This window comes from Leifsonia sp. 10L418, from assembly GCF_056395445.1.
Window position 1 is genome coordinate 659,678 of sequence record NZ_JBFTJN010000002.1, and the last position, 26,130, is coordinate 685,807.

A 26,130-nucleotide genomic window follows, 5' to 3' on the forward strand; every position below is an offset into this window, starting at 1 on the left:
CGCGCTCCTCGACCAACGCAGAACCGCCCGCCCCGTCAGTGACGGAGCGGGCGGTTTGTGTAGTGCGAGGTGTGAGACCTTACGGCAGCAGGCGGGTCGGGCCGCGGAAGAGGTAGGTGACCTCGCGGATCGACGTCTGGTGCAGCATCAGCATCAGCACGCGGGCCAAGCCCATGCCGAATCCACCGTGCGAGGGCACGCCGTAACGGAAGAAGTCGAGGTAGAACTCGAGTTCGTCCGGCTCCATGCCCTTGTCGAGGGCCTGCTCGGTCAGCACATCGATGCGGTGCTCGCGCTGGGCGCCGGTCGAGATCTCGACACCGTTGAAGATCAGGTCGTAGCTGTTGGTGAGGCTCGCGTCACCCTCGTGACGCATGTGGTAGAACGGGCGGATGCTCGAGGCGTAGTCGGTCAAGAAGACGAACTCGTGGTCGAAGGTCTCCTTGACGTAGGCCGCGATCTGGCGTTCGCCTTCCGGGTCCATGTCATCGTCTTCGCGCGGCACTTCATAGCCACGTGACTTGACGATCTCCTTGGCCTCGGCCAGCGGGATGCGCGGGAACGGCTGGGTCGGAACGGTGATCTCGACGTCGAACAGCGCCTTGATCTCGTCGCCGTGCTTCTCTTTCACCGCGGTGAACCCGGCGACCATCAGGTCTTCGTGCAGCTGCATGACGTCTTCGTGGCTGTCGATCCAGCTGATCTCGGCGTCGATGCTGGTGAACTCGGTGGAGTGGCGGCTCGTGAACGAGGGGTCGGCGCGGAAGGCCGGGCCGATCTCGAAGACCTTGCCGAAGCCGGCGGCCTGCGACATCTGCTTGAAGAACTGCGGGCTCTGCGCGAGGTAGGCCTTCGTGTCGAAGTAATCGACCTCGAACAGCTCGGCACGCGACTCGCTGGCCGACGCCATGAGCTTGGGGGTGTGGATCTCGATGAAGTCGTTGTTCACCCAGTAGGTGCGCAGCGCGTGCTCGAAGGTGGTCTGGATGCGGAAGATCAGGTTCTGCTTCGGGTGGCGCAGGTCGAGGAAGCGCCAGTCCATGCGCTTGTCGAGGCTCGAGTCCGCGGCGATCGGGGTCTCGGGGATAGCGTGCGAGAGCACCTCGACGCTGGCGAGCTTGACCTCGATGCCGCCGAGCTTGACGCGCTCGTCGTGCTTCAGCTCACCGGTGACGGTGATGAAGCTGCCCTGAGACAGGCCGGAAATCGTGGTGGCCGGCTCATCGGCGACGACGACGCCCTCGGCATCCGTCGTGCGCGGGTTCACCAGCTGCACGGCACCCGACTCATCGCGGAGAACGACGAACTGCACCTTCTTCTGGTCACGCACGGTGTCGACCCAGCCGGACACCGAAACGGGTCCATCTTCTAGGGCGGCCAGGTTCTTGATCAATACGCGCTCAGTCACACGGGCAAGTTTAGCTGTCTGCTTGGAACCCGCGTTCCTATCGGCAAATTCAAAGCTCTACGCTACGTAGACTGGATGGCGTGGTAGCTAGCCAGGTGCATCTTGTCCGTCATGGTGAGGTGTTCAACCCAGAACGCGTTCTTTATGGACGCTTGCCGAACTACCGACTCTCTGAACTCGGCATGAAAATGGCTGAAGCCGCGGCTCTCGACCTGCAGATGCGCGGTCGCCCCGTGCGCCGCCTCATTGCCTCCCCGTTGCAGCGTGCCCAGGAATCGGCTCAGCCGTTCGCTGCCGTGTTCAACCTGCCGATCGACACCGATGAACGCATCATCGAGCCGACCAACCACTTCGAGGGCACACGGATGCGCGGCCCCGGCGGCGCACTCCGCAAGCCCCGCAACTGGCCGTACCTGGTCAACCCGATGCGGCCGAGCTGGGGCGAGCCCTTTCAGCAGGTGGCCGACCGGATGCTCGCGGCCATCGACGACGCCTGGGCATCGGTCGACGACGGCGACGTCGTGCTGGTCAGCCACCAGCTTCCGATCTGGATGGTGCACCGCGCGCTGGCCGGGGAACGGCTCGCCCACGACCCGCGCAAGCGCCGCTGCGACCTGTCGAGCATCACCACCCTGGAGCGCCGGGGCGATCGCTTCGTTGAGACCGGCTACGCCAACCCGGCCGCGCCGCTGCAGCTGAACGCCACCGACGTGGGGGCAGTGTGAGCGCCGCCCGACCGCGCACGCGCGGCACCATTGCCCGGGCTGCCGTCGGCTTGCTCGCTCTCGGCCTGCTGCTGACCGGCTGCGCAACCGACCCGCTGGCCGAGCAGTACCGCGAGGGAAGCAACAAGGGCTACGTCGCCGGCGACGGCAGCGTCACCGAAATCGCGAAATCCGACCGGGGCGAGCCCATCACCTTCTCCGGCACGACCGAGCACGGCGCAGAGGTGTCGAGCGCCGACTATGCCGGCCAGGTCGTCGTCGTGAACTTCTGGTACGCCGGCTGCGCTCCGTGCCGCGCGGAAGCCCCGGACCTGCAGAAACTGAACGACAAGTTTTCCGGTCAGGGTGCGAGCTTCCTCGGCGTGAACGTGCGCGACCAGGCCGCCAACGCGATCGCCTTCAACGACACCTACAAGATCACCTACCCCTCGGTGATCGACGTGGACGACGGCAGCATGCAGCTGGCCTTCAGCGACCGGATCCCGCCAAACGCCGTGCCGACGACACTCGTGCTCGACAAGGAAGGCCGCGTCGCCGCACGCATCCTCGGGGCGGTCACCTCGCCCTCGATTCTGTCCACCCTCATCAGCGACACGATCGCAGAAGGAAACTAGGCGTGGGCAACCCCTTCGGCGAGATCGTTTTCAGTGGACAGCTCTACCTGGCGATCCCCGTTGCGCTTCTCGCCGGTCTCGTCTCGTTCGCGTCACCGTGCATCCTGCCGCTCGTCCCCGGCTACCTCGCCTACATCGGCGGCTTCACTGACGGGCGCTCAAGCGCCCGGCTCGGCGACCGGGCGGGCAAGAACCGGCTCTTGCTCGGCGTAGCCCTCTTCATCCTCGGCTTCACCCTCGTCTTCGTGCTGACCGGAGTCGTCTTCGGCTTCGCCGGATTCTGGCTGAACCAATACCGCGACCTGATCACCCGCATCGCGGGGGTCATCGTGATTCTGATGGGCCTGGTCTTCGTCGGCCAGTTCGGCTTCGCGCAGCGCAACGTGAAATCGACCTGGCGCCCCCGGATGGGACTGGCCGGTGCACCGGTGCTCGGCGCAGTCTTCGCCGTCGGGTGGACGCCCTGCACCGGGCCGACGCTGACCGCGATCAACTCCCTCAGCCTGACCACGGGTTCGCCCTGGCAGGGTGGGCTGCTGGCCCTGTTCTACGCACTCGGCCTCGGCATCCCGTTTCTGCTGATCGCCCTCGGCCTCAACTGGATGACCGGCGCCGTCGCATTCCTCAAGCGGCATATACGTGCGGTCAACCTCATCGGTGGCCTCTTTCTCATCGTTATCGGTGTGCTCATGGTGAGCGGCGTCTGGAATGCCTGGCTCCTCGACTTGCAAGGAGTGATTGGCAGCTATGTCCCGGCCATCTGACCACTACGACTCGAAGCCGGCGTCGGCTAGCGACCCGATCAACCAGCCGAAACTCGGTTTCGTCGGCTGGCTGCGCTGGTTCTGGCGTCAGCTGACGAGCATGCGCACCGCGCTGTTCCTGCTGCTGCTGCTCGCGATTGCCGCGGTTCCCGGTTCGCTCGTGCCGCAGCGCAGTTCCGACCCGAACGGGGTCACCCAGTACTTCGCTGACAATCCCGACCTCGCGCCGGCGCTCGACAAGATTCAGGCGTTCGACGTCTACTCTTCGGCCTGGTTCTCGGCCATCTACCTGTTGCTATTCATCTCGCTGATCGGTTGCGTCATCCCGCGCACCAAGCACCACCTGCAGGCGCTGCGGGCCAAGCCGCCGAAGACCCCGGTGCGCCTGTCGCGCCTGGCCGGTTTCACCACGCGTGAGGCCCCGGCCGGCACGGAGGCCTCGGCCGCGATCGACTCGGCACAGGCGCTCTTGAAATCCAGCGGCTACCGCGTCGCCCGATTCGACACCGGCGCCGAGGCCTCGGTCTCGGCCGAGCGCGGCTACCTGCGCGAGACCGGCAACCTGGTCTTTCACTCGGCTCTTGTCGGAATTCTGATCACCGTCGGCTTTGGCAGCGGCTTCGGTTTCGCCGGTCAGCGGGTGCTGGTCGAGGGCCAGTCCTTCGTGAACACCGTCAGCGCCTTCGATTCGTTCAACCCCGGTCGGTTCTTCGACGAGGGCACCCTCGAACCGTTCAAGCTGAAGCTCGACGACTTCTCGGTCGACTACGAGATGCAGAATCTGCGCGCGTATGGCCAGCCGATCGACTTCGAAGCCCAGGTCTCAGTGACGCACAAGGGCCAGGAGACGGAGCAGGGCTCGGTCAAGGTCAACCACCCGCTGCGCACCGGCGGAAGCGACATCTACCTGCTCGGCAATGGCTACGCCCCGACGATCACGGTGAAGGACCCGGCCGGAAAGGTCGTGTTCACCGACTCGATCCCGTTCCTGCCGCAAGACGCGAACCTGACCTCGGTCGGTGTGGTCAAGGTTCCCGACGGCCTGGCGAAGCAGCTCGGCATGATCGGCTTTTTCTACCCGACCCAGGACAAGTCATCGACCGGCGCGTACTACTCATCGTTCCCCGGGCTCGAGTACCCGATGCTCACCCTCAACGTCTACTCGGGTGACCTCGGTCTCGACGGCGGTGTTCCGACATCCGTCTACACGCTCGACACCGACAAGCTCACCCAGCTGACCGGCGGTAAGACCGGGGTCGACTCGATCGAGCTCAAGCCCGGCGAGTCGCAGCAACTGCCGAACGGACTCGGCTCGGTCACCCTCGAAAACGAGAGCCCGAACGCCAAGGCCGGCGACTTCTCCGGCACGGTGCTGCGCTTCGCCTCGTTCGACATTCACCGCGACCCGACCCAGGGCTGGGTGTTGCTCTTCGCCATCCTCGTGCTCGCCGGGCTGCTCACCTCCCTCTTCGTGCCGCGTCGGCGTGTCTGGGTGAAGGCGATCCCGAACGAGGACGGCACGCTGCGCCTCGAGTACGCGGGCCTGGCTCGCGGGGAGGATCCGACCCTCGAGGGGGCCGTCGCCTCGCTCGCCGACAAGCACAGCGCCCAGCTTTCTGCCACAACTCCGCTCGCCACCGCATCCGATCAGACTTAGGCTTACTTCGTGAATCTCAACGATCTCTCTGTGCTCTGCCTCTACTCGGCCATGGCCGTGTACGCGATGGCCTTCATCGCATTTGCGATCGACCTCGCCCGGCGCGGGTCGGCGGTGGATGCGGCCGAGGCCGCGGCAGCGTCAACCGCCTCAGGCACAGCGTCGGCGCAGGCCTCCGCAGCAGGCGGCGTCGCGACTCTGACCCGACTGAGCGCACGCATGGAGAACGACGCGTCGACGCCGTACGCCCGTTCGAAGAGCCTGCGGATCGGTGTCTCGCTCACCGTGCTCGCCTGGTTGCTGCACCTCGCCGCCACCGTGATGCGCGGAATCGCGGCCGAGCGTGTTCCGTGGGCCAACATGTACGAGTTCGCGATGACCGGCACGCTCATCATCATGGGCGTCTTCCTGCTTGTCTTGACCCGGGTCGACCTGCGCTTTCTCGGCACCTTCGTCACCGGTCTGGTGCTCGTGCTCCTCGGGATCGCGTCGCTGAATTACTATGTTGAGATCGCGCCGCTGCCGCCGGCGCTGCAGTCGGCGTGGCTCGTGATCCATGTGTTCGTGGCCACACTCGGGACCGGATTCTTCGCGCTCGGTTTTGCGCTGTCGGTCGTGCAGCTGCTGCAGTCCCGTCGTGAGGCCCGGCTTGCCGAGGCCAAGCCGGCCGGCCTGAAGTTCCTCTCGACGCTGCCGTCGGCGACGACGCTGGAGAATCTCTCCTACCGCACGAACATCGTCGGCTTCATCCTCTGGACGTTCACCCTGATGGCCGGCTCGATCTGGGCCGAAGCGGCCTGGGGCCGGTACTGGGGTTGGGACACCAAGGAAGTCTGGACCTTCATCATCTGGGTCATCTATGCCGGTTACATCCACGCCAGGGCCACCCGCGGCTGGCGCGGCTCGCGGTCGGCATGGCTGGCCATCATCGGTTTCTCGGCGGTGATGTTCAACTTCGGTATCGTGAACGTCTTCTTCAAGGGCCTGCACGCGTACTCGGGGCTGTAGAAAGCCCGTTGATCGAGCCTGTCGAGATCGGGGGACCTGGTCTCGAGATCGACTCACTGGGTCTCGACAAGCTCGACCACCGAAACGGGCTCGACCTCCTCTAGTCGGCGACGACCTCGTAGACCCGGGTCAGCCGCTCCAACCACCAGTCACGACGCTCAGCGGATGCCGCATGGCGGTCGAGCAGCGCCGCATCCGGCACCACGCGCTGCACCGGAATACCGCCGTCCACCGGCACCAACGGTGATGCGGTGACGTCGGCGGCCAGCAGCGAGGCGGTACCGAGCCCGCAGTCGAACTCAAGTTCGGGCAACGCCGCGGCCAGGTAGGCGCCCATCGCGATGCCGACCGAGGTGTCGAGCGCGCTGGACACGACGATGGGAAGCCCGGTCTGTTGGCTGACCGACAGTGCGGCGCGGATGCCTCCCTGCGGCTGAGCCTTCAGCACCAGGATGTCGGCGGCGCCCGCCCGAGCAACAGCTAACGGGTCGTCGCTTCGACGCACGCTCTCGTCGGCGGCGATCGGCACGGTCAGGTAGTGGGTGCGGCGGCGAATTTCGGCGAGTTCGTCGATGCTTGCGCACGGCTGCTCGACATACTCGAGGTCAAACTCGGCCAGCGCATGGATCGCATGTTCGGCCTCGTCGAGATTCCAGAGTCCATTGGCGTCGATCCGGATGCGCCCTTCCGGGCCGAGTACCGTGCGCACCTCCCGCACCCGCGCCACGTCCTCCACCAGAGTCTGCCCGGGGCTGGCGACCTTCACCTTCGCGGTGCGGCATCCCGGAAAGCGGGCGAGCACGCCGGCAACCGCCGCCGGTTCGACGGCCGGCACCGTGGCGTTGACCAGAATGCGGTCGCGCCGGGCGGCCGGGGTCGGCTGCCAGCCGAATTCGATCGCCGCCCACAGCCAGGCGGCGGACTCGGCGTCGTCGTATTCGACGAAGGGCGAGAACTCGGTCCAGCCCTCTGGTCCTTCGAGCAGCAGCGCCTCCCGGGTATCGATCCCGCGGAAGCGGGTCACCAGCGGCAGAGAGACGACGCGTGCGGTGCCGAGCAGATCGTTCAGAGAGGGCAGCATGCTTTCAGTCTGGCACCGCAGGTGACCGGGCAGGCGGGCAATATTCTGCAGTTCGCCAGCTCAGTGCCTGGAGGCAGGTCGGCAGCGACAGCCCAGCGGCCGCTCTCAGCCCTTGCTGTCGCCGTTGTGGTTCGGCGGCTCCGGCACAATCTGCAACCCACCCGAAGAGTTCGCTGTCACCATCAGCGCCTCGATCCAGGTGCGGTTGAGCGACGGTGCCCGCCCGCCGAAGTACTTGAAGGCGAGCGGAATGCCCGGATTCAGCCAGACGGTGCTGCGGCCTTCCCCGGACTGGGGCTCGTCGCGCCAGCTGAAGTAGAACGACTCGCCCCGGCGTAATTTTGCGCCGATGACGACCTGGATATGGGCCAGCACTCGGTCGTCGAAATCAGCGGTCAGCGTGGAATCATAGGTGAGTTTTCCCATTGAGTCACTCCATCGATACGGGTAGCTGAGACCCTACGCCGTATCGAAGCCAATACGCGAGCAAAAAGTGTTAATCCCTCAAGTAACGCTCGAGCCTTGGTACGTGGAGGAGGGCAAGCGCCCGCTTTTCGATCTGCCGCACGCGCTCGCGGGTGACGCCTTCGACGAGGGCGATCTGGTCGAGGGTGTGCGGCTCGTCGCCGTCGAGACCGAACCGGGCTCGCAGGATGGACCGTTCCCGAGCGGGGAGCGCCTCGAGATAGAACGCGATGTCTGCCGCTCGCAGTGTGATCGTCGCATACTCATCGGGCTGAGGCAGGTCATCGTCGATGATCAGCTCGGCGATGTCGCCAACCCCGTCGCCCACGGGGGCATGCAGCGAGATGGGTTCATTGTCGTAGAGCAGCAGCCGGGCGACTTCGCGCGGCGGTATCTGCGCCGCTTCGGCGATCTCCTTCTCGGTCGGCTCCCGGTCGAGTGCGCTGGTCAGGTCGCGGCGGATGCGCTTGATCTTGTTGAGTTTCTCCGCCGTGTGCACGGGAATGCGAATCATGCGCGACTTGTCGGCCATGCCGCGATGAATGGCCTGGCGGATCCACCAGGTGGCGTAGGTCGAGAACTTGAACCCGGTCATGAAGTCGTACTTCTCGACAGCGCGAACGAGTCCGATGTTGCCGTCTTGCACGAGATCCATGATGGGCACCCCGCGACCGGAGTAGTGCTTGGCAATACTCACGACAAGGCGCAGGTTCGACTCGATGAAGTCGTTCTTTGCCCGCTCGCCGTCGTGCGCGAGCCAGGCCAGCTCGCGTGCCTGCTCCGGGGCGATCACGTCGGGGGCCTTGGCCAGGCGTTCGGCGGCAAACAAACCGACCTCAATGCGTCGGGCGAGTTCGACCTCTTCTTCGGCTGAGAGCAGATGCCCCTTGCCGATCCGGCGCAGGTAGTCGCCGAATGCATCGGTTGACGCGCGCGTGTAGTGGGGGCCAGACGACGTGGATGTCTGACGGGTCGAGGTCGTCGCAGCGGGTGCTCGAGTTGTCGGGGATGCCGCTCGTGCTGGTGCGGGCGGAGCGGCCTGAGTTGCGGTGGCAGTGGCGGATGCGGCCTGAGTTGCCTGTGCTGAGCGGTGCGGGGCCGCTGGCTGCTTGACCGCCGTTGCTGTCGCCGTTGAGGGCAGCGTGCGGTTCGGAGTCTGAGTGACGGTCGTCATCCGTTCATCGCCTCGCTGGGGAAGCTCCCCGTCATGGTGCCGAAAGTGTTCAGTGTGAACGATTTATGACGTTCGAAATGAAGACCCGACTGAGTGATGTGATGCACGGCGACCTCCCCAAATAAACCGGAGATTCAAGTACAGCCGCGACTGATTTTCCCGACAAGGGGGTTGACTTGACCCCCGTTCGGGTGGTTTCAGAATGACAATTCTGAGCCGCCCCTGCGTCGCTCCGCTGGACGGTCGCTGTGCCGATGGGGTGTTCGCCTTCCCGGCGGTGGCCGCCGGCCACGCCCCTGCGCCCGCGTAGGCTTGCAGCATGACTGAGCGGGTTTCTGACATCTTCGATCCAGAGCAATGGAATGACGTCGCGGGGTTCGAAAACCTCACCGACGTGACCTATCACCACGACCTGTCGGGGCGCATCGCCCGCGTCGCGTTCAACCGCCCGGAGGTGCGCAACGCGTTTCGCCCGCACACCGTCGACGAGCTGTATGCCGCGCTCGAGAACGCCCGCACCAACCCGCGCATCGGCGTGGTGCTGCTGACCGGAAACGGGCCGAGCCAGAAAGACGGCGGCTGGGCGTTCTGCTCGGGTGGCGATCAGCGCATCCGTGGCCGCGACGGCTACAAATATGCGGAGGGCGCAGAGGCGACGGGCATCGACGCCGGTCGCGGCGGGCGCCTGCACATTCTTGAGGTGCAGCGCCTCATCCGGTTCATGCCCAAGGTCGTCATGGCCGTCATCCCCGGTTGGGCGGCCGGCGGCGGGCACTCCCTGCACGTGGTCTGCGACCTCAGCATCGCCAGCGCGGAGCACGGCAAATTCAAGCAGACGGATGCCGACGTCGGTTCCTTCGACGCCGGTTACGGCAGCGCTTACTTCGCTCGCCAGATCGGTCAGAAGTTCGCCCGCGAGATCTTCTTCCTCGCCCGGGAATACTCCGCGCAGCGCGCGTATGAGATGGGGGCGGTCAACGCCGTCGTTCCGCACGCCGAGCTGGAGGCCACCGCGCTGGACTGGGCCAGGGAGATCCTGACCAAGTCGCCCACCGCCATCCGCATGCTCAAATTCGCGTTCAACGCCGTCGACGACGGGATGGTCGGTCAGCAGGTGTTCGCCGGAGAGGCGACGCGCCTGGCCTATGGCACCGATGAGGCCGTCGAGGGGCGTGACGCTTTTCTCGAGAAGCGTGACCCCGACTGGGCGCCGTACCCCTGGCAGTACTGAGGTGAGATTCTTGCCCGCGAAACTGCAGTTGTCGGAGCCTCAGAGCGCGGGAAGCTCTAACAATTGCAGTTTCGCGCGAGACACTGGCGCGGGGATGTGGGCACGATGACACGGGCGCTCGGTGCGGTGTCGGCGGAGTCGCCGGACGAGGTTCTTGCCGCAGTGTTGGCTGCGCTCTCCGGCACCGGTCCCGCCGTGTTGCCCCTGGCGAAGGGTGCTGAAGCGCTGACCGACGACGCGGGCACGAGCGGGCTCGGCGAGGTGCCCCGCGCCGTCGCCGTGGTGATCGAAACGTCGGGGTCAACGGCCGCGCCCAAGCGAGTGATCCTCACGACCGACGCCTTGCTGGCCAGCGCCGCGGCGACCAGCGTGGCGCTCGGCGGCGACGGGCAATGGCTGCTGGCCATTCCCGCTCACTACGTGGCCGGTGTGCAGGTGCTCGTGCGGTCGATCGCGGCCGGCACGACACCAGTCGTTCTGCCGAGTGGACACTTCGACCCCGAGGTCTTCGCCGACTTCGCCGAGCAGTTGACCGCGCCGCTTCGGTTCACCTCTCTCGTTCCGGTGCAATTCGCCCGGCTGCTCAGCGCCGCCCAGACGAACTTCCGCCTTCTCACCGTGCTGCGTCGGTTCACCGGCATCCTGGTCGGCGGTCAGGCGATCCGGCCCGAACTGATCGAGCTGGCCGATCTTCTCGACCTGCGCTTGGTGCGCACCTACGGATCGTCGGAGACGGCGGGCGGATGCGTGTACAACGGGTATCCGATTGGCAATACGACGGTGCGGGTAGTGGGTGGCGAACTGGAGATCAGCGGCGCGGTGCTCGCGCACGGCTACCTGGGTGATGCGTCGCGCACGGCCGAACGGTTCGTGGAGGAGCGCGGCGTGCGCTGGTATCGCACGGGCGATCTCGGCGAGATCGACCCAGAGACGGGCCTCGTGCGGGTGCTCGGCCGCGCCGACAATGTGATCATTTCCGGCGGCGAGAAAGTGTCGCTCGATGCCGTTGAACGCCTGGTGCGCACAGTTCCCGGCTTCGAGGACGCCGTTGTGCTGGCTGCCGACGATGCCGAGTGGGGTCAGGTGCCGGTGGTGGTGGTCGCGGCAGCGCTGAATGCTGCGGCGCCTCGGGCGCAACCTGGGGAGTCCGCCGTGCCCCTCGCGCGCATCCGTGAACTCGTCGGCGAGAAACTCGGACGGGCGGCCCGCCCGGCCCGGCTGCTCACGGTGCCGCAGATCCCGCTGCTTTCCTCCGGCAAGCCCGACCGGCAGGCGCTCGCCGAGCTCATCCGCTGAGTTTGACACTTCCGGTCGAGTTTCCCTGGCACAACAGGGAGTCTCGACCGGAAGTGTCAAGCTCGGCGAGAGGATGCGCTCGGCGCAGTTGCGCGCTCGGCAGCCGGTTCTGAGCAGGTGCGGCCACTAACATGAGTGCGTGGCACATCGATCAGGGTCTGCACGGCCCCACACTCAGCACTCGAACTCCGCCAAGCGAAACGGCAGGTCGGGGCATCCCGGGCGCCGGAGCGGTGCTCCCGGCGGCAACCCGGCCAAGGTCGCCCCCGCCACCTTCGGCGACTGGGTCTCTGGAGCCCGTCTGCGCACCCTGCCCCTGGCCATCGCACCCGTTGCGATCGGAACCGGCGCAGCCATCGTGGCCAGCGAACCCGGTGTCTATCACCCGGTGCGCGCGGTGCTCGCGCTGCTCGTCGCCCTGTTCTTGCAGATCGGCGTCAACTACGCCAACGACTATTCCGACGGCATCCGCGGCACTGACGCGTATCGCATCGGTCCGGCCCGGCTGACGGGTTCGGGGGCGGCTGATCCGAAGACCGTCTTGAAAGTGGCACTCGCCTTCTTCGGGCTGGCGGCCATTGCCGGTCTGACTCTCGTCATTCTCAGCCAGCTGTGGTGGCTGCTCGCCGTCGGCGCTGTCGCCATCGCCGCCGCCTGGTTCTACACCGGCGGCAAGAAGCCCTATGGCTACTACGGTCTCGGCGAGTTGTTCGTCTTCGTCTTCTTCGGCCTCGTCGCCACGCTCGGCACGACTCTCGTACAGGTCGGCAGCGTCAACATCGAGAGCTTGATCGGTGGCGTCGGCATCGGCCTGATCGCCTGTGCCGTGTTGATGGTGAACAACCTGCGCGATCTGACTCCCGACAAGGCAGCGGGCAAGCGCACACTCGCCGTACTGATCGGCGACCGTGCCTCGCGCATCAGTTTCTGCGTGCTGCTGTTGCTGCCGTACGTGGGCGTCGCGTTCTTCTCGCTGTTCTACCCGCTCGCGTTCTTCACGTACTTCACGCTGCTGCTGGCGCTTCCGGCTTGCCTGATCACCGTGATGGCGAAGACATCCCAGGAGCTGATCCTGGCCCTCAAGCTGACCAGTTTCACCGCCTTGGGGTATGGGCTGCTACTCGGAGCGGCTTTCGCGCTCTGACGAGTGCTCGGTGTCGGCTGACGCGGTGTTGGCCGACGCGCGGTCGACAGCGGCGTCTTCCGACGCATCATCCGTCGCCACCGTGGCCTTGTCCCGGTGGCGCGCCTCATAGAGTTCGCGGGACATGTTCTCGCGTGACTTGCGCAGGAAGATGTACGACAGGCAGAACCCGATCAGGGCGGCGACGAGCGCGGCAATCCACCACTTGATCTGCATCGACAGCAGAACACCAAGCGGTACGGCGAACATCAGCACGCGCAAAACGGAGTAGTACACCCAGACGGGAACAGACTTCATGCATCCAGCTTAGGTTGCCCAGCTGTGCAGACGATCACCGCGCTCGGGCCCGACCCGGCCTAGACTCAGAGTATGGCTCGCGTCTGGTTCATCCTAGGTTTGATGGTTGTGATCCTGACCGTCTACACGGTTGTGGATTGCGCCATGTTCGATCGCTCCCGCGTGCGCGGATTGCCGCGTTGGGTGTGGATCTTCGTCATCCTCTTCATCCCGGTGATCGGCCCGCTGCTCTGGCTCATTGTCGGCCGCGGCCGACGGTCCGCCGCCGGCAGCCGGCCGACGCGGTCGATGGCGCCGGATGACGACCCCGACTTTCTGAAGGGTCTCGCCGCGCAGGCGACGCAGGAACAGCGCATCCGTCAGATGGAGCAGGAGCTTGCCGATCTCGACAAGCCTGATCCGAACGACGACGGCACGCCGAAGGGTGGGTCCGCTTCGAACGGATCGGCCGGATCCGCCGGTGCCGCCGGAATTCCTCCGAAGACCACCGACCCGGGCGACGGCGAACAGCCGGGTCGCCGCGACGCCTAAGCGCCGGTGAATCAGACAACACCGGGCGTGAGCCCGGCCACGATCTTCAGCGTGGCTCTGCTTCGCGAATTCGTGCGCCTCGGCGTGCAGGATGTCGTGCTCAGCCCCGGATCCCGGTCGCAGGCGCTCGCGCTCGCTGCTGCCGAATTCGAGCGCGTCGGGCAGGTGCGGCTGCACGTGCGCGTCGACGAACGCGGCGCCGGCTTTCTCGGGCTCGGCCTCGCGGTCGAGAGCAGGCGACCGGTGCTTGTGGTCACGACGTCGGGCACCGCGGTGGCGAATCTGCATCCGGCCGTGCTCGAGGCACACCATTCCGGCGTGCCGCTCATCGTGCTGACTGCCGATCGACCGGCCGAGCTCCGCGGCATCCGCTCAAACCAGACGACGCACCAGCCCGGCATCTTCGGCGTGGCGACGCGGCTGGCCGAAGATGTAGCCGCGCCGGAGACCGGCGCCGGCGATGCGGATCCAGCGGCACAGGCTGTCGAGGTTACTGCGCTCGTGCAGCGGGCGATGGATGCCGCGACCGGCGTTCGCGGCGCCGGCCCCGGCCCGGTGCAGCTCAACCTCGCCTTTCGGGAGCCGCTGTCGTCGGCGTTCACGCTCGATGCGGTGGATGCTGCCGGCACACCTGACGCGCCGAATGCGACCGACGGCGCCGGCCGGACTGAGCCGGCGGGTGCACTGCCGGAGTCAACGTTCGACCCGCTGACCGCTCTCCTGGCCAAAGTGGTGGATGAGCAACTCGCCGCACTGGCGACCGAGCCCCCGCTGCAGATCTCTCCGGGCCTCCGCACCGTCGTCATCGCCGGTCATGGCGCGGGCGAGGAAGCCGAGCAGTTCGCCCGCTCGGGCGGCTGGCCGTTGCTGGCCGAGGTCTCGAGTGGCGCCCGATTCGGTCCGAACCTCATCGTCGCCTACCGCGAACTGCTGCAGAGTCCGGATTTCGGTGGGCTCGTCGAACGTGCGATCGTGTTCGGGCACCCCACCCTGAGCCGGGAGATTCCGACGCTGATTCAGCGCGATGGCGTCGAAACCATCGTCGTCTCGGCAGCTGAAGACGAGTGGTACAACCCCGGTCACCGCGTCTCCCGGCGGGTGGGTTCCGTCGTCGCTGACGAGGCATCCGTCGCAGACACCGCGACCCGCGCCGCCCGCGAGTGGCTCGGCCGCTGGGTGATGACCAGCCGGCACGTGCTGGTCGCCGAGGCTGAGCAGGATGCCACCCCCCTCGGCGAACGCGGAATCACCAAGGCCGAACTGGCCGCGATGCGCGCCCCGGTGACCCGGGCGATGCTGGCCGACGCGATCTGGCGTGCCTCCTGGCCGCACGACCGTCTGGTGTTCGGTGCTTCCCGCCTGATTAGGGAAGCCGACAAACGGGTACTGGGCAAAAAGATTTCGGTGCACGCCAATCGAGGGCTGGCCGGTATCGACGGCACCATCGCCACCGCGCTCGGCATCGCGCGGGCGAGTCAGGGCGGGCCGGAACCGCGCTCGAGCGGAACAACTCGGCTGCTGCTCGGGGACCTCGCCTTTCTCCATGACGTCGGCTCGCTGCTTCTCGCACCGGGGGAGCCGCGCCCGCGGATTCAGGTCGTGGTCGGCAACGACGGCGGCGGCACCATTTTCGACGGCCTCGAGGTCGCCGAGAGTGCCGACCCGGCGAGTATCGATCGCGTGCTGTTCACCCCGCACCAGGTCGATCTCGGCGCGCTCGCCGCGGCCTACGGCTGGAGCTACAGCACAGCGGCAACCCGCAGCGACCTGGAACGCGAGCTGACGACGCCGCCAGCTGGGCCGAGCATCCTCGAAGTGCCGCTCGCGCGTTAGCCAGTTCCTTTCCGCGAAACTGCAGTTGTCGGAGCCTCAGCGCGTGGGAAGCTCCGACAACGGCAGATTCGCGGGTCAGGAGAGTGCGATCAGCAGCAGGGTCACCACGAACCCACTGAAGTAGTTGAGCCAGAGAAACCGCTTCCAGCCGCGGTTCGCGTCGGCGGAGCGCTCGTCGCTCACCCTGCGCCACGGGAACGCCGTCACGATGTAGGGCACCGCGAGGAGCGCGGCGAGTGGCCCTGGCCAGGCGGTGAGCAGCATCAGCAGGCCGGCTAGCGTCCAGAGCAGCATCGCGAATTGCACGGTGCGCGCTGCTCCGAGAGCCGTTGCGATCGAACCGATCCCGGCCTCCCGATCGGGGCAGACATCCTGAACCGCACCGAAGGCGTGGCTGGCCATTCCCCAGAAGAAGAAGGCCACCAGCACGGCGACAAGTGAGGGTGTGACTGCGGCGCCCGCCAACGCCAGGCCGAACACCGCCGGGCTCACAAAATGCGTGCTCGACGTGACCGAGTCAAGAAACGGCACCTCCTTGAACCGCAAACCCGGAACCGAGTAGGCGACGACCGCGAACAGGCTCACTCCAAGCACCAACCAGGCGAACGGATGCTGCCAGCCGGCCAGTACCACCATGGCCACCAGGAACGGAATGGCGCTGATCACGCCGGAACGCAACACCAGGCGGTGCAGCCGCGGGTCGAGCAACGCTCCTTCTGCGCCGCCCTTGCGCGGGTTGCGCAGGTCTGACTCGTAGTCGAACACGTCGTTGATGCCGTACATCAGCAGGTTGTAGGGGATTAGAAAGAAGACTGTTCCGACGAGAAGGAGCGCGTCGACGTGCCCGATGGTCAGCAGATAGGCGGCAGCGAAGGGGAAGGCGGTGTTGATCCAACTCACCGGTCGTGACGACAGCAGCACCTGCCGGGTCGACCATCCGGCGGTTGCGAGTGTGCTCCGCTTCAGCTCGGTCATTGCAGCACCTCGTCGCGGGGTGCGAAAAGTGCCCAGAGTGACGGGAGCAGAAGCACTGCGGCGAGCGGGTACCCGAAATCTTCGACGGGAGCGAGGCCGATCAGGAGGCCGGTGGTGTGCGCCGGCGCGTAGCCGAACAGGCCGACGGCGATCATGACATTGTCGAACACCGCGGTGAGCACCACGACGATGACCAGGGTCGCGCCCATCGTGGGCAGCGACGACCGCGTCAACCGACCGGAGGCGAAGGCGACAACGGCGACGGCGAGGGCAACGGCGAGAAAGACCGAGTTCAGAAGCAGGTACGTCATGATCGCCCCCTGACGTTGTGTAGCTGGGAGAGCCCGCCGATCAGATTCATTGTGAGGTAGCAGAGGAAGCTCAGAAAGAGCAGTTCCTCAAGCGGCAGTTCCGGGGCGAGAAGCACGCCGGTCATCACGGCCGTCTCACCACGGTGGAAGATTCCGAGGCAGATACCCACGAGATCCCAGGCGAGAAAGAACGCGAGTCCGATGCCGAGCACAGTGGCTGCACGGCCGGGGCTTCTCCAGAAGAACAGCCGAAACCGCCAGTCGAGCACAATCATTCCGCCGAGCGAGAGGAGGAGAGCGACCAGGTAGAGGATGCTCATTGTGGCTCCGGGAGAGGAAAGGGACTGGTGTCTGACCGCAGGCGTTTGAGGAGGATCTCGGCGCTGATCAGGCACATCGGCAGTCCGATTCCTGGAATCGTGCTGCCGCCGGCGTAGTAGAGCCCGTCGACTTTCGCCGACTTGTTCGACCCGCGCAGGAAGGCGCTTTGGCGCAGCGTGTGCGCCGGGCCGAGTGCTCCGCCCTTCCACGAGTTCAGGGTGCCGGCGAAATCGGCGGGGCCGATCGTGCGCCGCACAACAATGCGATCGACAAGGTCGGGAATTCCGGCCCACTCGGACAGTTGCGCGATGGCCCGATCGGCGATCGCTTCGATCGTCGGGGCGCCCCCGCCATCGATGCCGCCATGGCCGAGTTCGGGATCGGCCGGGACGGGAACAAGAAGAAACAGGTTGGAATCACCGGGCGGTGCCAGGGTCGGGTCGGTCGTGCTCGGCATGCAGGCGTAGAAGGATGCGGGATTCGGCACGGACGGATGGCGGCCGAAGATGCGTGTGAAGTTCTTCTTCCAATCCGAGGTGAAGAACAGGGTGTGGTGCAGCAGTTGCGGCAGCTCGCCCCGCACGCCGAGCATCACCAGCACCGCTCCGGGGCCGGAGACGCGTCGCCGCCACCATCGCTCCGGATACGTGCGCTGTGCGGCCGGAACAAGCTCGGTTTCGGTGTGATGCAGATCTGCGCAGGAGATGACATTGTCGGCAGCGAGTCGCACGACGCTCCCGGCGTCATCGAGATAACTGACCCCGGTGGCTACCGCGGCCTGATGCGCGGAGGTGCGCGTCAGAACGGCCGTGACCCGGGCGCCGGTGACAATCGTGACGCCCTCGGCTCGGGCGAGCCCGGCGATGCTGTCGATGACTTTTCCGAATCCGCCCTGCGGATAGAGAACCCCGTCGGCCAGGTCGAGGTGGCTCATCAGATGGTACAGAGCCGGAGTCCGGTCGGGCGACGAGCCCAGAAAGACGGCCGGATAGCCCAGAATCTGACGCAACCGCGGATCGTTGACGTGCCCGGCGATGAACCGGTCGAGGGGCTGCACCAGCAGGCGACTGAGTCGGCCCGCCTGACGCAGAATCGCGCGCGAGGCGAATTGACTCATCGATTCGAAGCTTGAATAGAGAAAGCGGTCGACCGCGGTGCGGTAGGTATCTGCCGCGGAGTCGAGGTAGCGGTCGAGTGCCGCTCCCGCGCCGGGCTCGATCTGTTCGAACAGAGCGATGTTGCGTGCACGGTCCGCTGCGATGTCGACCGGAGCCACGTCCGACTCGAAATAGACCCGGTAGCCGGGGTCCAGTCTGGTCAGGTGCAGTTGGGCCGCGGCGTTGGTACCCAGCAGCTTGTAGAAATGGTCGAAGACCTCTGGCATGAGATACCAGGATGGCCCGGTGTCGAACCGAAAGCCGTCAGACTCCCAGACTCCCGCGCGGCCGCCGAGCGTGTTCTGCGCTTCGAGGAGGGTGACGTCATGTCCTTCCCTGGCGAGCAGAGCGGCGCTGGCAAGCCCGGCGATGCCGCCGCCGATCACGATGGCGCGCTGACGCGGGGGTGTCGCTGCCGGCTTCCTGGTCATTTGATTCTCGTCCCGCGGCCGAGGAGCACGCCGGCGGCGAGCAGCAGCTTCTCGCCGTCTGGAACCCGCACCCGCGTCGTGCAGAGCTCGGTGCAGGGCGTGTTGCGCAGTTTTCGGGCCAGGCGTGCGAACAGATCGTGGGCGGCGCGCACCGCGCCGCGGCATCCGGTCGGAAGCAGCGGCAACGCGAGCGCGGCCGCGGCCAGGTCGGCATCGATGTCGTCGAGGATCCGAGTCTTGTCGGCCTCGCTCATCGCTGACGGGTCGATGCCCGGAAAGTAGCTGCGCCCGAGTGTTTCGTAGTCCTCGGCGAGATCGCGCAGAAAATTGATCTTCTGGAACGCTGCACCGAGGCGGCGTGCTCCCGTCTCGAGGCACGCCATCTCGGCTGTGCTCAGACTGGTCTCCTGCAGAAACGAGCGCAGACACATCAGCCCGACGACCTCGGCGGAGCCGTAGATGTAGCTCGCGAGCGTCTCGCTCGTGAAGGGGATGATGTCGAGGTCGCGGCGCATCGAGGCGAAGAACGGCTGAACCAGACTCGCGTCGATGCCGGTCTCCCGTGCGGTCACGGCAAAGGAATGAACGACCAGGTTCGTGCTGAAGCCGCGTCCGATGGCAGCGAGCGTTTCCGTCTCCAGGTCGTCGAGCAACTCCCGTTGGGCGTCGACGTCGAGGCCGGCACCGGCGGCGGCGCCGTCGACGAGCTCGTCGGCGATCCGGACGAGCGCATAGATGGCGCGCACCTGGCCGCGCATCCTCGGTTCGAGCAGTCGGGCGGCAAGTCCGAACGACGTCGAGTATTCGCTGATGATCACAGCGGAGCTGGCCTGCGCCGCGGCGTTATAGGTCGAGAGACTCGTCGTCTGCTGCTGGCGGGCATCTGTCTGCCCGATGGTGCGTTGCTTGGTCATCGTTGTCGATCCGTTGCGCTCTCAGTCAGGCCGATCAAGGTCTCGCGCAGTGCCGACGGTATGTCGGGGGAGTCGAGCACATCGATGGCCCGTCGAAGGTGGTCGTAGGCGAGCTCATCGACGGCCTGCACCGCTCCGCAGGCACGCAGGTGGGCGCGCACCAGCTCGGCTTCCTCGTCGGTCGTCGTGCCGGTGCCGATGAAGGGGGAGATCGCCGGCCAGGCAGCGGTCGTCTGGGCGTAGGCGATCAAGGCCGTGAGTTTGCCCTCGCGCAGGTCGGAGAGCGCGCTTTTTCCGGTGACGGTGGGGTCGCCGAACACTCCGAGAACGTCGTCGGCGAGCTGGAAGGCGACACCGATGAGGCGACCGAATTGGCCGAGCACGTCGAGTGCGCTGGGCGGGGCCCCGGCGAGAAGAGCTCCCGCCTGAAGCGGCGCCTCGAACGAATACAACGCCGTCTTGCGTTCGAGGGTGGTGAGCACGTCGGTCAGCGTGACCGGAGCCCGCTGGGCGGTGTTCGTGACATCCGCCAGTTCTCCGGCGGCGGTGACGAAGACGGCCCGATCGAGCAGGTCGAGCAGGCGACCACGGATGCGCGGGGCGACCGGCAAGGTGGCAACAGCCCGATGAGCCTCGCTGAGCGCCAGGTCGCCGGCGAGAATTGCGGCGGTGGTCGCCCACACCCCGGCCTGATCGGCTGTGGCGCCGTGGTGGAGGGCGCGCAGGGTGAATTCGCCGGCGACGTTCGGCGATCCCCGTCGGGTGAGGTCCCGGTCGATCACGTCGTCGTGGATGATGAATGCCGTGTGCAGCAGTTCGAAGCTGACGGCAACCGGCAGGGCCAATTGGAGATCGCTCCCGCCGAAGCCGGAATAGGCGGCGAGCACGAGTGCCGGGCGTCCGCGTTTGCCTCCGCTCGACGCCCGGGCGAGGGCATCCCAGAGGGCAACGTAGTGCTCGCCGTAGTCGCTTGCCCGCAGGCGAGCCGTGGCGAGGTAGCGCTGGATTTCAGTTTCGACGCCGGCCGTGATGAGCTCAGTCATTCTGGGCCTCCATCTCGCGCAGCTGCAGGACCATCCACGGGCTGAACGCCCAGGGGGCATCCTGCACGGCCCGGTGCAGTGCGTTCGAGTCCACCCAGGCGAACTCCATCACCTCATCCGGGTTCGGCAGGGGTGAAGCGGTCGTCGTGGCGCGGTAGACCGGGCACAGCTCGTTCTCGACGATGCCGCTGGCGTCGGTGGCCCGGTATCGGAACCGCGGCAGCACCACTTCCAGTTGGTCAATGTCGAGCCCGAGTTCGAGCTGTGCCCGGCGCCTGACCGCCTCCTCGGGATCTTCTTCGGGGCGCGGATGCCCGCAGAGCGAGTTGGTCCAGACGCCCGGCCAGGTTGCCTTCGACAAGGCGCGGCGGGTGATCAGCACTTCTCCACGCGGATTGAAGACATAGCAGGAGAAGGCGAGATGCAGCGGGGTGTCGACGGTGTGGACGGTGTTCTTCTCGGTGACACCGACCGGGCGGCCCCCGTCGTCGACGAGGATCACGAGGTCGTGCTGCAGGGTCGCGAGGCTCATGTCTTCCTCCTTCCAAAACTATCTAACCAAGTTAGCTAACTAAACGTTAGCATGGTGGCATGACGCAACGGGAGACTCCACACACATCGGGGTCGTATTGGTTTGAGGACGACACCGACGACGTGTCGCGGGCCATTCTTGTTTTGCAGTCACTGCGCCGATTCAAAGCAGCCGACACCGCGATGCGGCACCGCACGCAGTCGGAGATGGACATGAACGAGACCGATCTGCTGGCTCTGCGCTACCTGATCTCAGCCGAAGGCCGCGGGGACACCGTCGGACCGAAAGAGCTCGCGGTTGCGCTCGAAATCTCAACCGCGGCAACGGCAAAACTGCTTGCCCGGCTGGTGAAATCCGGGCACATCCGTCGTGAATCGCATCCGACTGACCGCCGCGCCCAACTTCTCTTTGCCACCCCCGATGCCCAAGACGAAGTGCGCAAGACCCTCGGAGCCATGCACGAACGGATGCTCAGCGTTGCCCAGGATTTTTCGCCCGGCGAGCAGCACGCCATCATCAGGTTTCTCGATGCCATGTGTTCGTCAGTGCAGGTGCCGGACGATGGGCCGAAAGCGACCCGGCGCCCGGTGCTCCGCCGCCATCGGATCGTGCAGTGATGTCGGAGGGCGCGTTGCGATGAGGCTCTGGTCGGTGCACCCGCGGTACTTCGACCGGCAAGCCCTGACCGCCGCGTGGCGGGAGGCACTGCTGGCGCAGGCCGTGCTGGGAGCTCCGGGCCGCGGCTACAGCAATCATCCGCAGCTCGAGCGCTTTCGCGAGCAGCCGGTGCCGATCGATGCGATCGCCGGCTTCTTGACCGGGATCGTGGATGAAGCCGATTCCCGCGGCTACCACTTCGCTCGCGAAAAGATCACCGGAACGGCGACCGCGGGCTCGCACAGCGGCCCGGGTGGCGCCGGGGCGCTCGTCGTCACCACCGGTCAGCTGGCCTACGAATGGGCGCACCTTCTGGCCAAGCTCGAGAGGCGCAGTCCCGAGGTGGCAGAACGGTGGGCCGGCCTTGACGCCCCACAGCCGCATCCGCTCTTCCGAGTCGTTGACGGACCGATCGCGTCGTGGGAACGCGTCGCCCCATAGGCCTACGGCGCCGGTGACCCCTGGTGCGGGGCGGCACCAACCGGCAGAATGACCTGCAACGAAAAGAGGCGCTGTGTCGAAGCAGAGTAAGTCGAAGCAGAGTAAGAAGTCGCCGTCGTCGAAGCAGTCGCTGAACAAGAAACCGGCGAAGCACGAGAAGTCGGCGAAGTCGGAGCAGCCGACGACGCCGGGCGAGACGTTCTGGGGCGAGGACCCGCTGAATGCACTCCGCATCGGGCCGGGATTCATGCTCGCGAGCCAGCGGACCGACGCAACGCCCGGCTTCGCCGGCGACAAGAAGGCTGCAGCGGCGGCGCTCGCCGAGGGGGCGACCGTGCTCTCCGAGCTGCAGGAGAAATTCTTCGCCAACAGCCGATCGGGTGACACGCGCAAACTCTTGCTCGTGTTGCAAGCCATGGACACGGCCGGCAAGGGCGGCATCGTGCGGCATGTCGTCGGTGCCGTTGACCCTCAGGGCATCGGCCTCGTCGCGTTCAAGGCGCCGACGCGCGCCGAACTCACTCACGACTTTCTCTGGCGCATCCGCAAGCGCGTGCCAGGGGCCGGTCTGATTGGCGTCTTCGACCGGTCGCACTACGAGGATGTTCTCATCGGCCGCGTTCGTCAGCTCGCCCCGCCTGCTGAGATCGACCAGCGGTACGAACAGATCAACGAGTTCGAGCAGGAGCTCGTAGACGACGACACGACGGTGATCAAGGTGATGCTTCACCTCGGTTTCGATGAGCAGAAGGTGCGCCTCGCCAAGCGGCTGGATCGGGCCGACAAGCACTGGAAGTACAACCCCGGCGATGTCGACGAACGGATGCTCTGGCCGGACTACCAGGAGGCCTACCAGGTCGTGTTCGAGCGCACGCACACCGACGCCGCGCCCTGGTTCGTGATCCCGGCCGACAAGAAGTGGTACGCGCGCCTCGCCGTGCAGCACCTGCTCATTGACACTCTGACTCGCATGAACCTGGACTGGCCGGCCGCGACCTACGACGTCGAGGTCGAGAAGGCTCGACTCGCGGCATCCTGACCCTCACCTGGGGCCCGGCCGAGCCCCACCGATAGGCTGCAAGCATGTCGCAGACAGGTCAGTCCGAGTTCCCCCAGCCGCCATACCCCGCTCAGCCACCGGCTCAGTTCGGATCCCAGCCGCCGCATCCCGCGGCGAAACCGCCGGTCGGCGGTCTGGCCATCGCCGCGCTCGTCGTCGGTGGCACCGCATTTCTGCTGGGCTGGCTCGTCGGTCTTGGCCTACTGCTGGGCTTGGCCGGAATCGTGCTCGGCATCCTGGCGATCCGCACGAAAACGGGTCGCACGTTCGGGGTGATCGGCCTGGTTCTCTCGGCGATCGCCACCATGACGAACATCGTGGCGATCCTTGTTTTCGGCTTCTTTGTCAGTGGTTCCGCGTCGCAATTCGCCGCAGGGCTGAACGCGGGGCTCGACCGTGGGGCCGTTGCTCTCGGGGCGCAGACCGTGGAAACGCCCTGCTATAGCTTCGAGGTCCCGGCCAGCTACCTCAACGACCTGCCCGAAACGGATGTTGCCGCCTGCGCCAGCCGCCTCGAGGTCTGGGGTGAACTCACCCCCGACGGCGAGGTGCTGAGCACCGGCACCGGCGCCATTTTCGGCACCATCGAGGTCGAGCCACTCCGCATCGAAACGTCGGACGCGATGGCACCCGACGACACCGTCGAGGGGATGGTTCAGGAGTTGAGTCTCGACTACCTGCCCTCGATGGGTGTTGTTGAGTCGTTGCTTGAGCCGATCATGCTCGATGGGGTTCCCGCGAACCTCACCCGGCTCGACAGCGACACCGAGTTCACCGACCTTGAAGCGGTGATCACTGCGCGGGCGCCGGATGTCTACCAAAGCGCCAACGGCCCGGTGCAGTACTTTGTGGTCACGGTGGTGCTCCCCGACGAAGCCGGCGAGACCGTCGACGACGACCTGATCCTCGCTCAGCTGATCTCGAGCTGGACCTGGAACTAACCCGCAGCATCCCGTGCATCCCGGCCATACCGTGAGGCCGAGAGGCGAGAGGCCGAGGTGCTCGTTAGCCGAACGCCTCAACGATCGGACGGAACTTCATGCGGGTCTCGGCGAGCTCACGCTCCGGGTCGGAGTCGAGCACGATGCCGCAACCGGCATAGGCGGTGACATCGCCGGTAGGGCTGACCTGGGCGCAGCGCAGTGCGATGGCCCACTCACCGTCGCCATCGGCGCCGACCCAGCCGACCGGTCCGGCGTAGCGGCCGCGGTCGAACGGCTCGACCTCGCGAATCAGGGCAAGTGCCTTGTCGGTCGGCGTTCCCGCGACGGCGGCGGTCGGGTGCAGCGCCGCGATCAGGTCGAGCGAGTTCGACCCGTCGCTCAGCGTGCCCTCGACATCCGTCGCCAGATGCCACAGGTTCGGCAGCTTGAGGGTGAACGGAATCTCGCTCGTGGTGATGTGCGAGGTGTGCGGGCGCAGCGAGGCCAGCACACTCTGCACGGCGAACTCGTGCTCGTCGCCGTCTTTGGGGGAGGTGGCCAGCGCGAGGGCGGCGGCGGTGTCGGCGGCGGCATCGGTTCCGCGAGACATCGTTCCGGCCAGCACGCGGGCGTTGACCTCGCCGTGGTCGGCGCGAATCAGGGTTTCGGGACTTGAGCCGACGAGTCCGTCGACGGCGTAGGTCCAGCAGTCGGGGTAGCCGAGGGCCAGCTCCGAGATCGAGCGGCGCACATCGGATTCGGCAGGCAAACGCCCGACCAGATCACGTGCGACGACCACCTTGCTGAGGTCATGGGCGGCAATGCGACGAATGCCCTCTGACACGGCCTCGCGGTAGCCGGCGGGGGTGAGCGCGCCCGGCAACAGCGACAGCCGGTATTCCGGGCCGAGCGGATGCAGCTCCAACGGGATCTCCGGCGGCGTTTCGCCGGTCGCCCAGATGCGGGTGACCCAGCACTGGCCGTCTTCCCGACCGACGATCACCGATGGCACGATCAGCACACTCTTCTCGGCGGACGACGCGTCGAAGGCGAACGCACCGAAGGCGAGCAGGCCGGTTCCGGTGCGCGCCAACGGGTCGGTCACGGTCGCCGCGGCGACGACGTCGCGCCAGGCGACGGCTGCGTCGGTCATGCGCGTGGCCCCGGAGAACTCGAGCCGGAGTGCGGTACCGATGCCGGCCAACCCCTGGCCGCGGCGCATCCAGAGCAACGGCTCGTGCCGGTCTAAGAGAAGAATGAGTTGGCTGATGTCGGAGATGGGGGTGGTTTCAACCGTCAGGGCCTGCACATTCACCCGTTCAGCCTACGCCTCGGGTCGCTTTACCCTCGTTCTGCCAGTCGCGCCCCGCCCAATTAGACTGGGGGAGTGAACAGAGCAGACCTGGGCAAGCAACCGGCAGAAGTCGCCGCCATGTTCGATGAGGTCTCCACGAACTACGACCGCACGAACACAGTGCTCTCGATGGGCAACGCGGCGCTCTGGCGCATCTCGACGACGAAGGCTGTTGCGCCCCGCGCGGGTCAGCGAATTCTCGATATCGCAGCCGGAACCGGTACGGCGAGTGCGGCGCTGGCGAAGTCGGGTGCGCACATCGTGGCCGCCGATTTTTCCGAAGGCATGATTGCGGTTGGCCGCGCGCGTCACGCAGACAACCCGAACATCGAGTTCGTGCAGGCGGATGCGACGGCGCTGCCGTTCGAGGACGGCGAGTTCGACGCCGTCACGATTTCATTCGGCCTGCGCAACGTGGTCGAACCGAAAAAGGCGCTGGCCGAGTTCTACCGGGTGACCAAGCCCGGCGGACGCGTGGTCATTTGCGAGTTCTCGACACCGCCGCTGAAACCGATCCGCCTGGCCTACTTCGCCTACCTCGAGCACGTGATGCCGAAGATCGTGAAGCTTGCCTCGTCGAATGCCGTCGCCTACGACTACCTCGGCGAGTCCATTGAGGCTTGGCCGAACCAGCCCACGTTGAGTGCATGGTTGCGGGAAGCGGGTTACAGCAATGTGGCCTACCGCAATCTGACGCTCGGCATCGTGGCACTGCATCGCGGTGTCAAGCCGGTCGCCGCCCCGAGCACACCCGACCAGGCATCCTGAACCTTTTCAGTTCCA

The 26,130-nt window shown here is 66.2% G+C and carries 28 protein-coding genes; 15 read left to right on the forward strand and 13 right to left on the reverse strand.

Annotated elements, in window-relative coordinates; translation table 11 throughout:
• Positions 1–79 precede the first annotated feature (79 nt).
• Positions 80–1,408 carry an aspartate--tRNA(Asn) ligase gene (gene aspS, locus AC1DCF_RS06445; RefSeq protein WP_441789522.1) on the reverse strand — a complete coding sequence of 443 codons (1,329 nt, stop codon included), beginning with the start codon at positions 1,406–1,408 and terminating at the stop codon, positions 80–82.
• An 80-nt stretch (positions 1,409–1,488) separates the two neighbouring features.
• Between aspS and AC1DCF_RS06450 the strand changes: the two genes are divergently transcribed.
• The 5 genes from AC1DCF_RS06450 to ccsB are packed head-to-tail and all read left to right on the forward strand — an operon-like array spanning position 1,489 to position 6,176.
• On the forward strand, positions 1,489–2,133 hold the full coding sequence (locus AC1DCF_RS06450; RefSeq protein ID WP_477210303.1) for a histidine phosphatase family protein: 645 nt from the start codon (positions 1,489–1,491) through the stop codon (positions 2,131–2,133).
• Positions 2,130–2,747, forward strand: coding sequence for a TlpA family protein disulfide reductase (locus AC1DCF_RS06455; protein WP_477210304.1), 618 nt, complete (start codon positions 2,130–2,132; stop codon positions 2,745–2,747). The genes AC1DCF_RS06450 and AC1DCF_RS06455 overlap by 4 nt, the downstream gene beginning before the upstream one ends.
• 2 nt (positions 2,748–2,749) lie before the next feature.
• Complete coding sequence (locus tag AC1DCF_RS06460) at positions 2,750–3,511, forward strand: cytochrome c biogenesis CcdA family protein (RefSeq protein WP_477210305.1); 762 nt, start codon at positions 2,750–2,752, stop codon at positions 3,509–3,511.
• Complete coding sequence (gene resB / locus AC1DCF_RS06465) at positions 3,495–5,168, forward strand: cytochrome c biogenesis protein ResB (RefSeq protein WP_477210306.1); 1,674 nt, start codon at positions 3,495–3,497, stop codon at positions 5,166–5,168. Before AC1DCF_RS06460 ends, resB begins: the two co-directional genes overlap by 17 nt.
• A gap of 51 nt (positions 5,169–5,219) precedes the next feature.
• Positions 5,220–6,176: a c-type cytochrome biogenesis protein CcsB gene (ccsB, locus tag AC1DCF_RS06470; protein ID WP_441789640.1), complete on the forward strand. Its 957-nt coding sequence runs from the start codon at positions 5,220–5,222 to the stop codon at positions 6,174–6,176.
• Positions 6,177–6,276: 100 nt separating this feature from the next.
• Here the strand turns inward: ccsB and AC1DCF_RS06475 are convergent, their stop codons facing one another.
• The 3 genes from AC1DCF_RS06475 to AC1DCF_RS06485 form a co-directional block, all read right to left on the reverse strand.
• A complete protein-coding gene (locus tag AC1DCF_RS06475) occupies positions 6,277–7,257 on the reverse strand; it encodes an o-succinylbenzoate synthase (RefSeq protein ID WP_477210307.1) in 981 nt (326 codons plus the stop codon).
• 105 nt (positions 7,258–7,362) lie between these two features.
• A complete protein-coding gene (locus AC1DCF_RS06480) occupies positions 7,363–7,683 on the reverse strand; it encodes a DUF7882 family protein (protein WP_441789528.1) in 321 nt (106 codons plus the stop codon).
• 70 nt (positions 7,684–7,753) lie between these two features.
• The gene (locus AC1DCF_RS06485; protein ID WP_477210308.1) at positions 7,754–8,896 is read right to left on the reverse strand and encodes a sigma-70 family RNA polymerase sigma factor; all 1,143 of its coding nucleotides are present in this window, start codon (positions 8,894–8,896) and stop codon (positions 7,754–7,756) included.
• A 319-nt stretch (positions 8,897–9,215) separates the two neighbouring features.
• Between AC1DCF_RS06485 and AC1DCF_RS06490 the strand changes: the two genes are divergently transcribed.
• The 3 genes from AC1DCF_RS06490 (at position 9,216) to AC1DCF_RS06500 (ending at position 12,567) form a co-directional block, all read left to right on the forward strand.
• The gene (locus AC1DCF_RS06490) at positions 9,216–10,127 is read left to right on the forward strand and encodes a 1,4-dihydroxy-2-naphthoyl-CoA synthase (RefSeq protein WP_441789530.1); all 912 of its coding nucleotides are present in this window, start codon (positions 9,216–9,218) and stop codon (positions 10,125–10,127) included.
• Between the two features lie 105 nt (positions 10,128–10,232).
• Positions 10,233–11,423, forward strand: a complete 1,191-nt coding sequence (locus AC1DCF_RS06495; RefSeq protein WP_477210309.1) for an AMP-binding protein — start codon at positions 10,233–10,235, stop codon at positions 11,421–11,423.
• A gap of 139 nt (positions 11,424–11,562) precedes the next feature.
• Entirely contained in the window at positions 11,563–12,567 is a 1,005-nt protein-coding gene (locus AC1DCF_RS06500; RefSeq protein WP_477210310.1) for a 1,4-dihydroxy-2-naphthoate polyprenyltransferase, read from the forward strand.
• Here the strand turns inward: AC1DCF_RS06500 and AC1DCF_RS06505 are convergent.
• Positions 12,541–12,864, reverse strand: coding sequence for a DUF4229 domain-containing protein (locus tag AC1DCF_RS06505; protein ID WP_441789533.1), 324 nt, complete (start codon positions 12,862–12,864; stop codon positions 12,541–12,543). The two genes, AC1DCF_RS06500 and AC1DCF_RS06505, sit on opposite strands and share 27 nt — an antisense overlap.
• Positions 12,865–12,936: 72 nt before the next feature.
• Between AC1DCF_RS06505 and AC1DCF_RS06510 the strand changes: the two genes are divergently transcribed.
• Both AC1DCF_RS06510 and menD read left to right on the forward strand, forming a co-directional pair.
• A complete protein-coding gene (locus tag AC1DCF_RS06510) occupies positions 12,937–13,395 on the forward strand; it encodes a PLD nuclease N-terminal domain-containing protein (RefSeq protein ID WP_477210311.1) in 459 nt (152 codons plus the stop codon).
• Between the two features lie 6 nt (positions 13,396–13,401).
• Positions 13,402–15,228 (forward strand): 2-succinyl-5-enolpyruvyl-6-hydroxy-3-cyclohexene-1-carboxylic-acid synthase, encoded by a 1,827-nt coding sequence (menD, locus tag AC1DCF_RS06515; protein ID WP_477210312.1) that lies wholly within the window; start codon positions 13,402–13,404, stop codon positions 15,226–15,228.
• 75 nt (positions 15,229–15,303) lie between these two features.
• Here the strand turns inward: menD and AC1DCF_RS06520 are convergent, their stop codons facing one another.
• From AC1DCF_RS06520 to idi, 7 genes are read right to left on the reverse strand one after another with little or no spacing between them, the layout of a single operon-like run.
• Entirely contained in the window at positions 15,304–16,203 is a 900-nt protein-coding gene (locus AC1DCF_RS06520; RefSeq protein WP_477210313.1) for a prenyltransferase, read from the reverse strand.
• Entirely contained in the window at positions 16,200–16,514 is a 315-nt protein-coding gene (locus AC1DCF_RS06525; protein ID WP_477210314.1) for a lycopene cyclase domain-containing protein, read from the reverse strand. Before AC1DCF_RS06525 ends, AC1DCF_RS06520 begins: the two co-directional genes overlap by 4 nt.
• Positions 16,511–16,834 carry a lycopene cyclase domain-containing protein gene (locus AC1DCF_RS06530; protein WP_477210315.1) on the reverse strand — a complete coding sequence of 108 codons (324 nt, stop codon included), beginning with the start codon at positions 16,832–16,834 and terminating at the stop codon, positions 16,511–16,513. The genes AC1DCF_RS06525 and AC1DCF_RS06530 overlap by 4 nt, the downstream gene beginning before the upstream one ends.
• Positions 16,831–18,423, reverse strand: a complete 1,593-nt coding sequence (crtI, locus tag AC1DCF_RS06535) for a phytoene desaturase family protein (RefSeq protein ID WP_477210316.1) — start codon at positions 18,421–18,423, stop codon at positions 16,831–16,833. The genes AC1DCF_RS06530 and crtI overlap by 4 nt, the downstream gene beginning before the upstream one ends.
• On the reverse strand, positions 18,420–19,337 hold the full coding sequence (locus AC1DCF_RS06540; RefSeq protein ID WP_477210317.1) for a phytoene/squalene synthase family protein: 918 nt from the start codon (positions 19,335–19,337) through the stop codon (positions 18,420–18,422). Before AC1DCF_RS06540 ends, crtI begins: the two co-directional genes overlap by 4 nt.
• Positions 19,334–20,380, reverse strand: a complete 1,047-nt coding sequence (locus AC1DCF_RS06545) for a polyprenyl synthetase family protein (RefSeq protein ID WP_477210318.1) — start codon at positions 20,378–20,380, stop codon at positions 19,334–19,336. Before AC1DCF_RS06545 ends, AC1DCF_RS06540 begins: the two co-directional genes overlap by 4 nt.
• Complete coding sequence (gene idi / locus AC1DCF_RS06550) at positions 20,373–20,912, reverse strand: isopentenyl-diphosphate Delta-isomerase (protein WP_477210319.1); 540 nt, start codon at positions 20,910–20,912, stop codon at positions 20,373–20,375. The genes AC1DCF_RS06545 and idi overlap by 8 nt, the downstream gene beginning before the upstream one ends.
• 59 nt (positions 20,913–20,971) lie before the next feature.
• On the opposite strand from idi, the gene AC1DCF_RS06555 reads away from it, so the two are divergent.
• From AC1DCF_RS06555 to AC1DCF_RS06570, 4 genes are all read left to right on the forward strand, one after another.
• Positions 20,972–21,529: a MarR family winged helix-turn-helix transcriptional regulator gene (locus tag AC1DCF_RS06555; RefSeq protein WP_477210320.1), complete on the forward strand. Its 558-nt coding sequence runs from the start codon at positions 20,972–20,974 to the stop codon at positions 21,527–21,529.
• Positions 21,530–21,548: 19 nt separating this feature from the next.
• Complete coding sequence (locus AC1DCF_RS06560) at positions 21,549–22,010, forward strand: pyrimidine dimer DNA glycosylase/endonuclease V (RefSeq protein ID WP_477210321.1); 462 nt, start codon at positions 21,549–21,551, stop codon at positions 22,008–22,010.
• A 247-nt stretch (positions 22,011–22,257) separates the two neighbouring features.
• Positions 22,258–23,049, forward strand: coding sequence for a PPK2 family polyphosphate kinase (locus tag AC1DCF_RS06565; RefSeq protein ID WP_477210549.1), 792 nt, complete (start codon positions 22,258–22,260; stop codon positions 23,047–23,049).
• A gap of 44 nt (positions 23,050–23,093) precedes the next feature.
• Positions 23,094–24,011: a hypothetical protein gene (locus AC1DCF_RS06570; protein WP_477210322.1), complete on the forward strand. Its 918-nt coding sequence runs from the start codon at positions 23,094–23,096 to the stop codon at positions 24,009–24,011.
• A 64-nt stretch (positions 24,012–24,075) separates the two neighbouring features.
• On the opposite strand, the gene AC1DCF_RS06575 is transcribed toward AC1DCF_RS06570, so the two are convergent.
• The gene (locus tag AC1DCF_RS06575) at positions 24,076–25,308 is read right to left on the reverse strand and encodes an isochorismate synthase (RefSeq protein ID WP_441789546.1); all 1,233 of its coding nucleotides are present in this window, start codon (positions 25,306–25,308) and stop codon (positions 24,076–24,078) included.
• A 117-nt stretch (positions 25,309–25,425) separates the two neighbouring features.
• Here AC1DCF_RS06575 and AC1DCF_RS06580 point away from each other — a divergent pair, with 117 nt between their 5' ends.
• The gene (locus tag AC1DCF_RS06580; protein ID WP_441789642.1) at positions 25,426–26,115 is read left to right on the forward strand and encodes a class I SAM-dependent methyltransferase; all 690 of its coding nucleotides are present in this window, start codon (positions 25,426–25,428) and stop codon (positions 26,113–26,115) included.
• Positions 26,116–26,130: the final 15 nt, after the last annotated feature.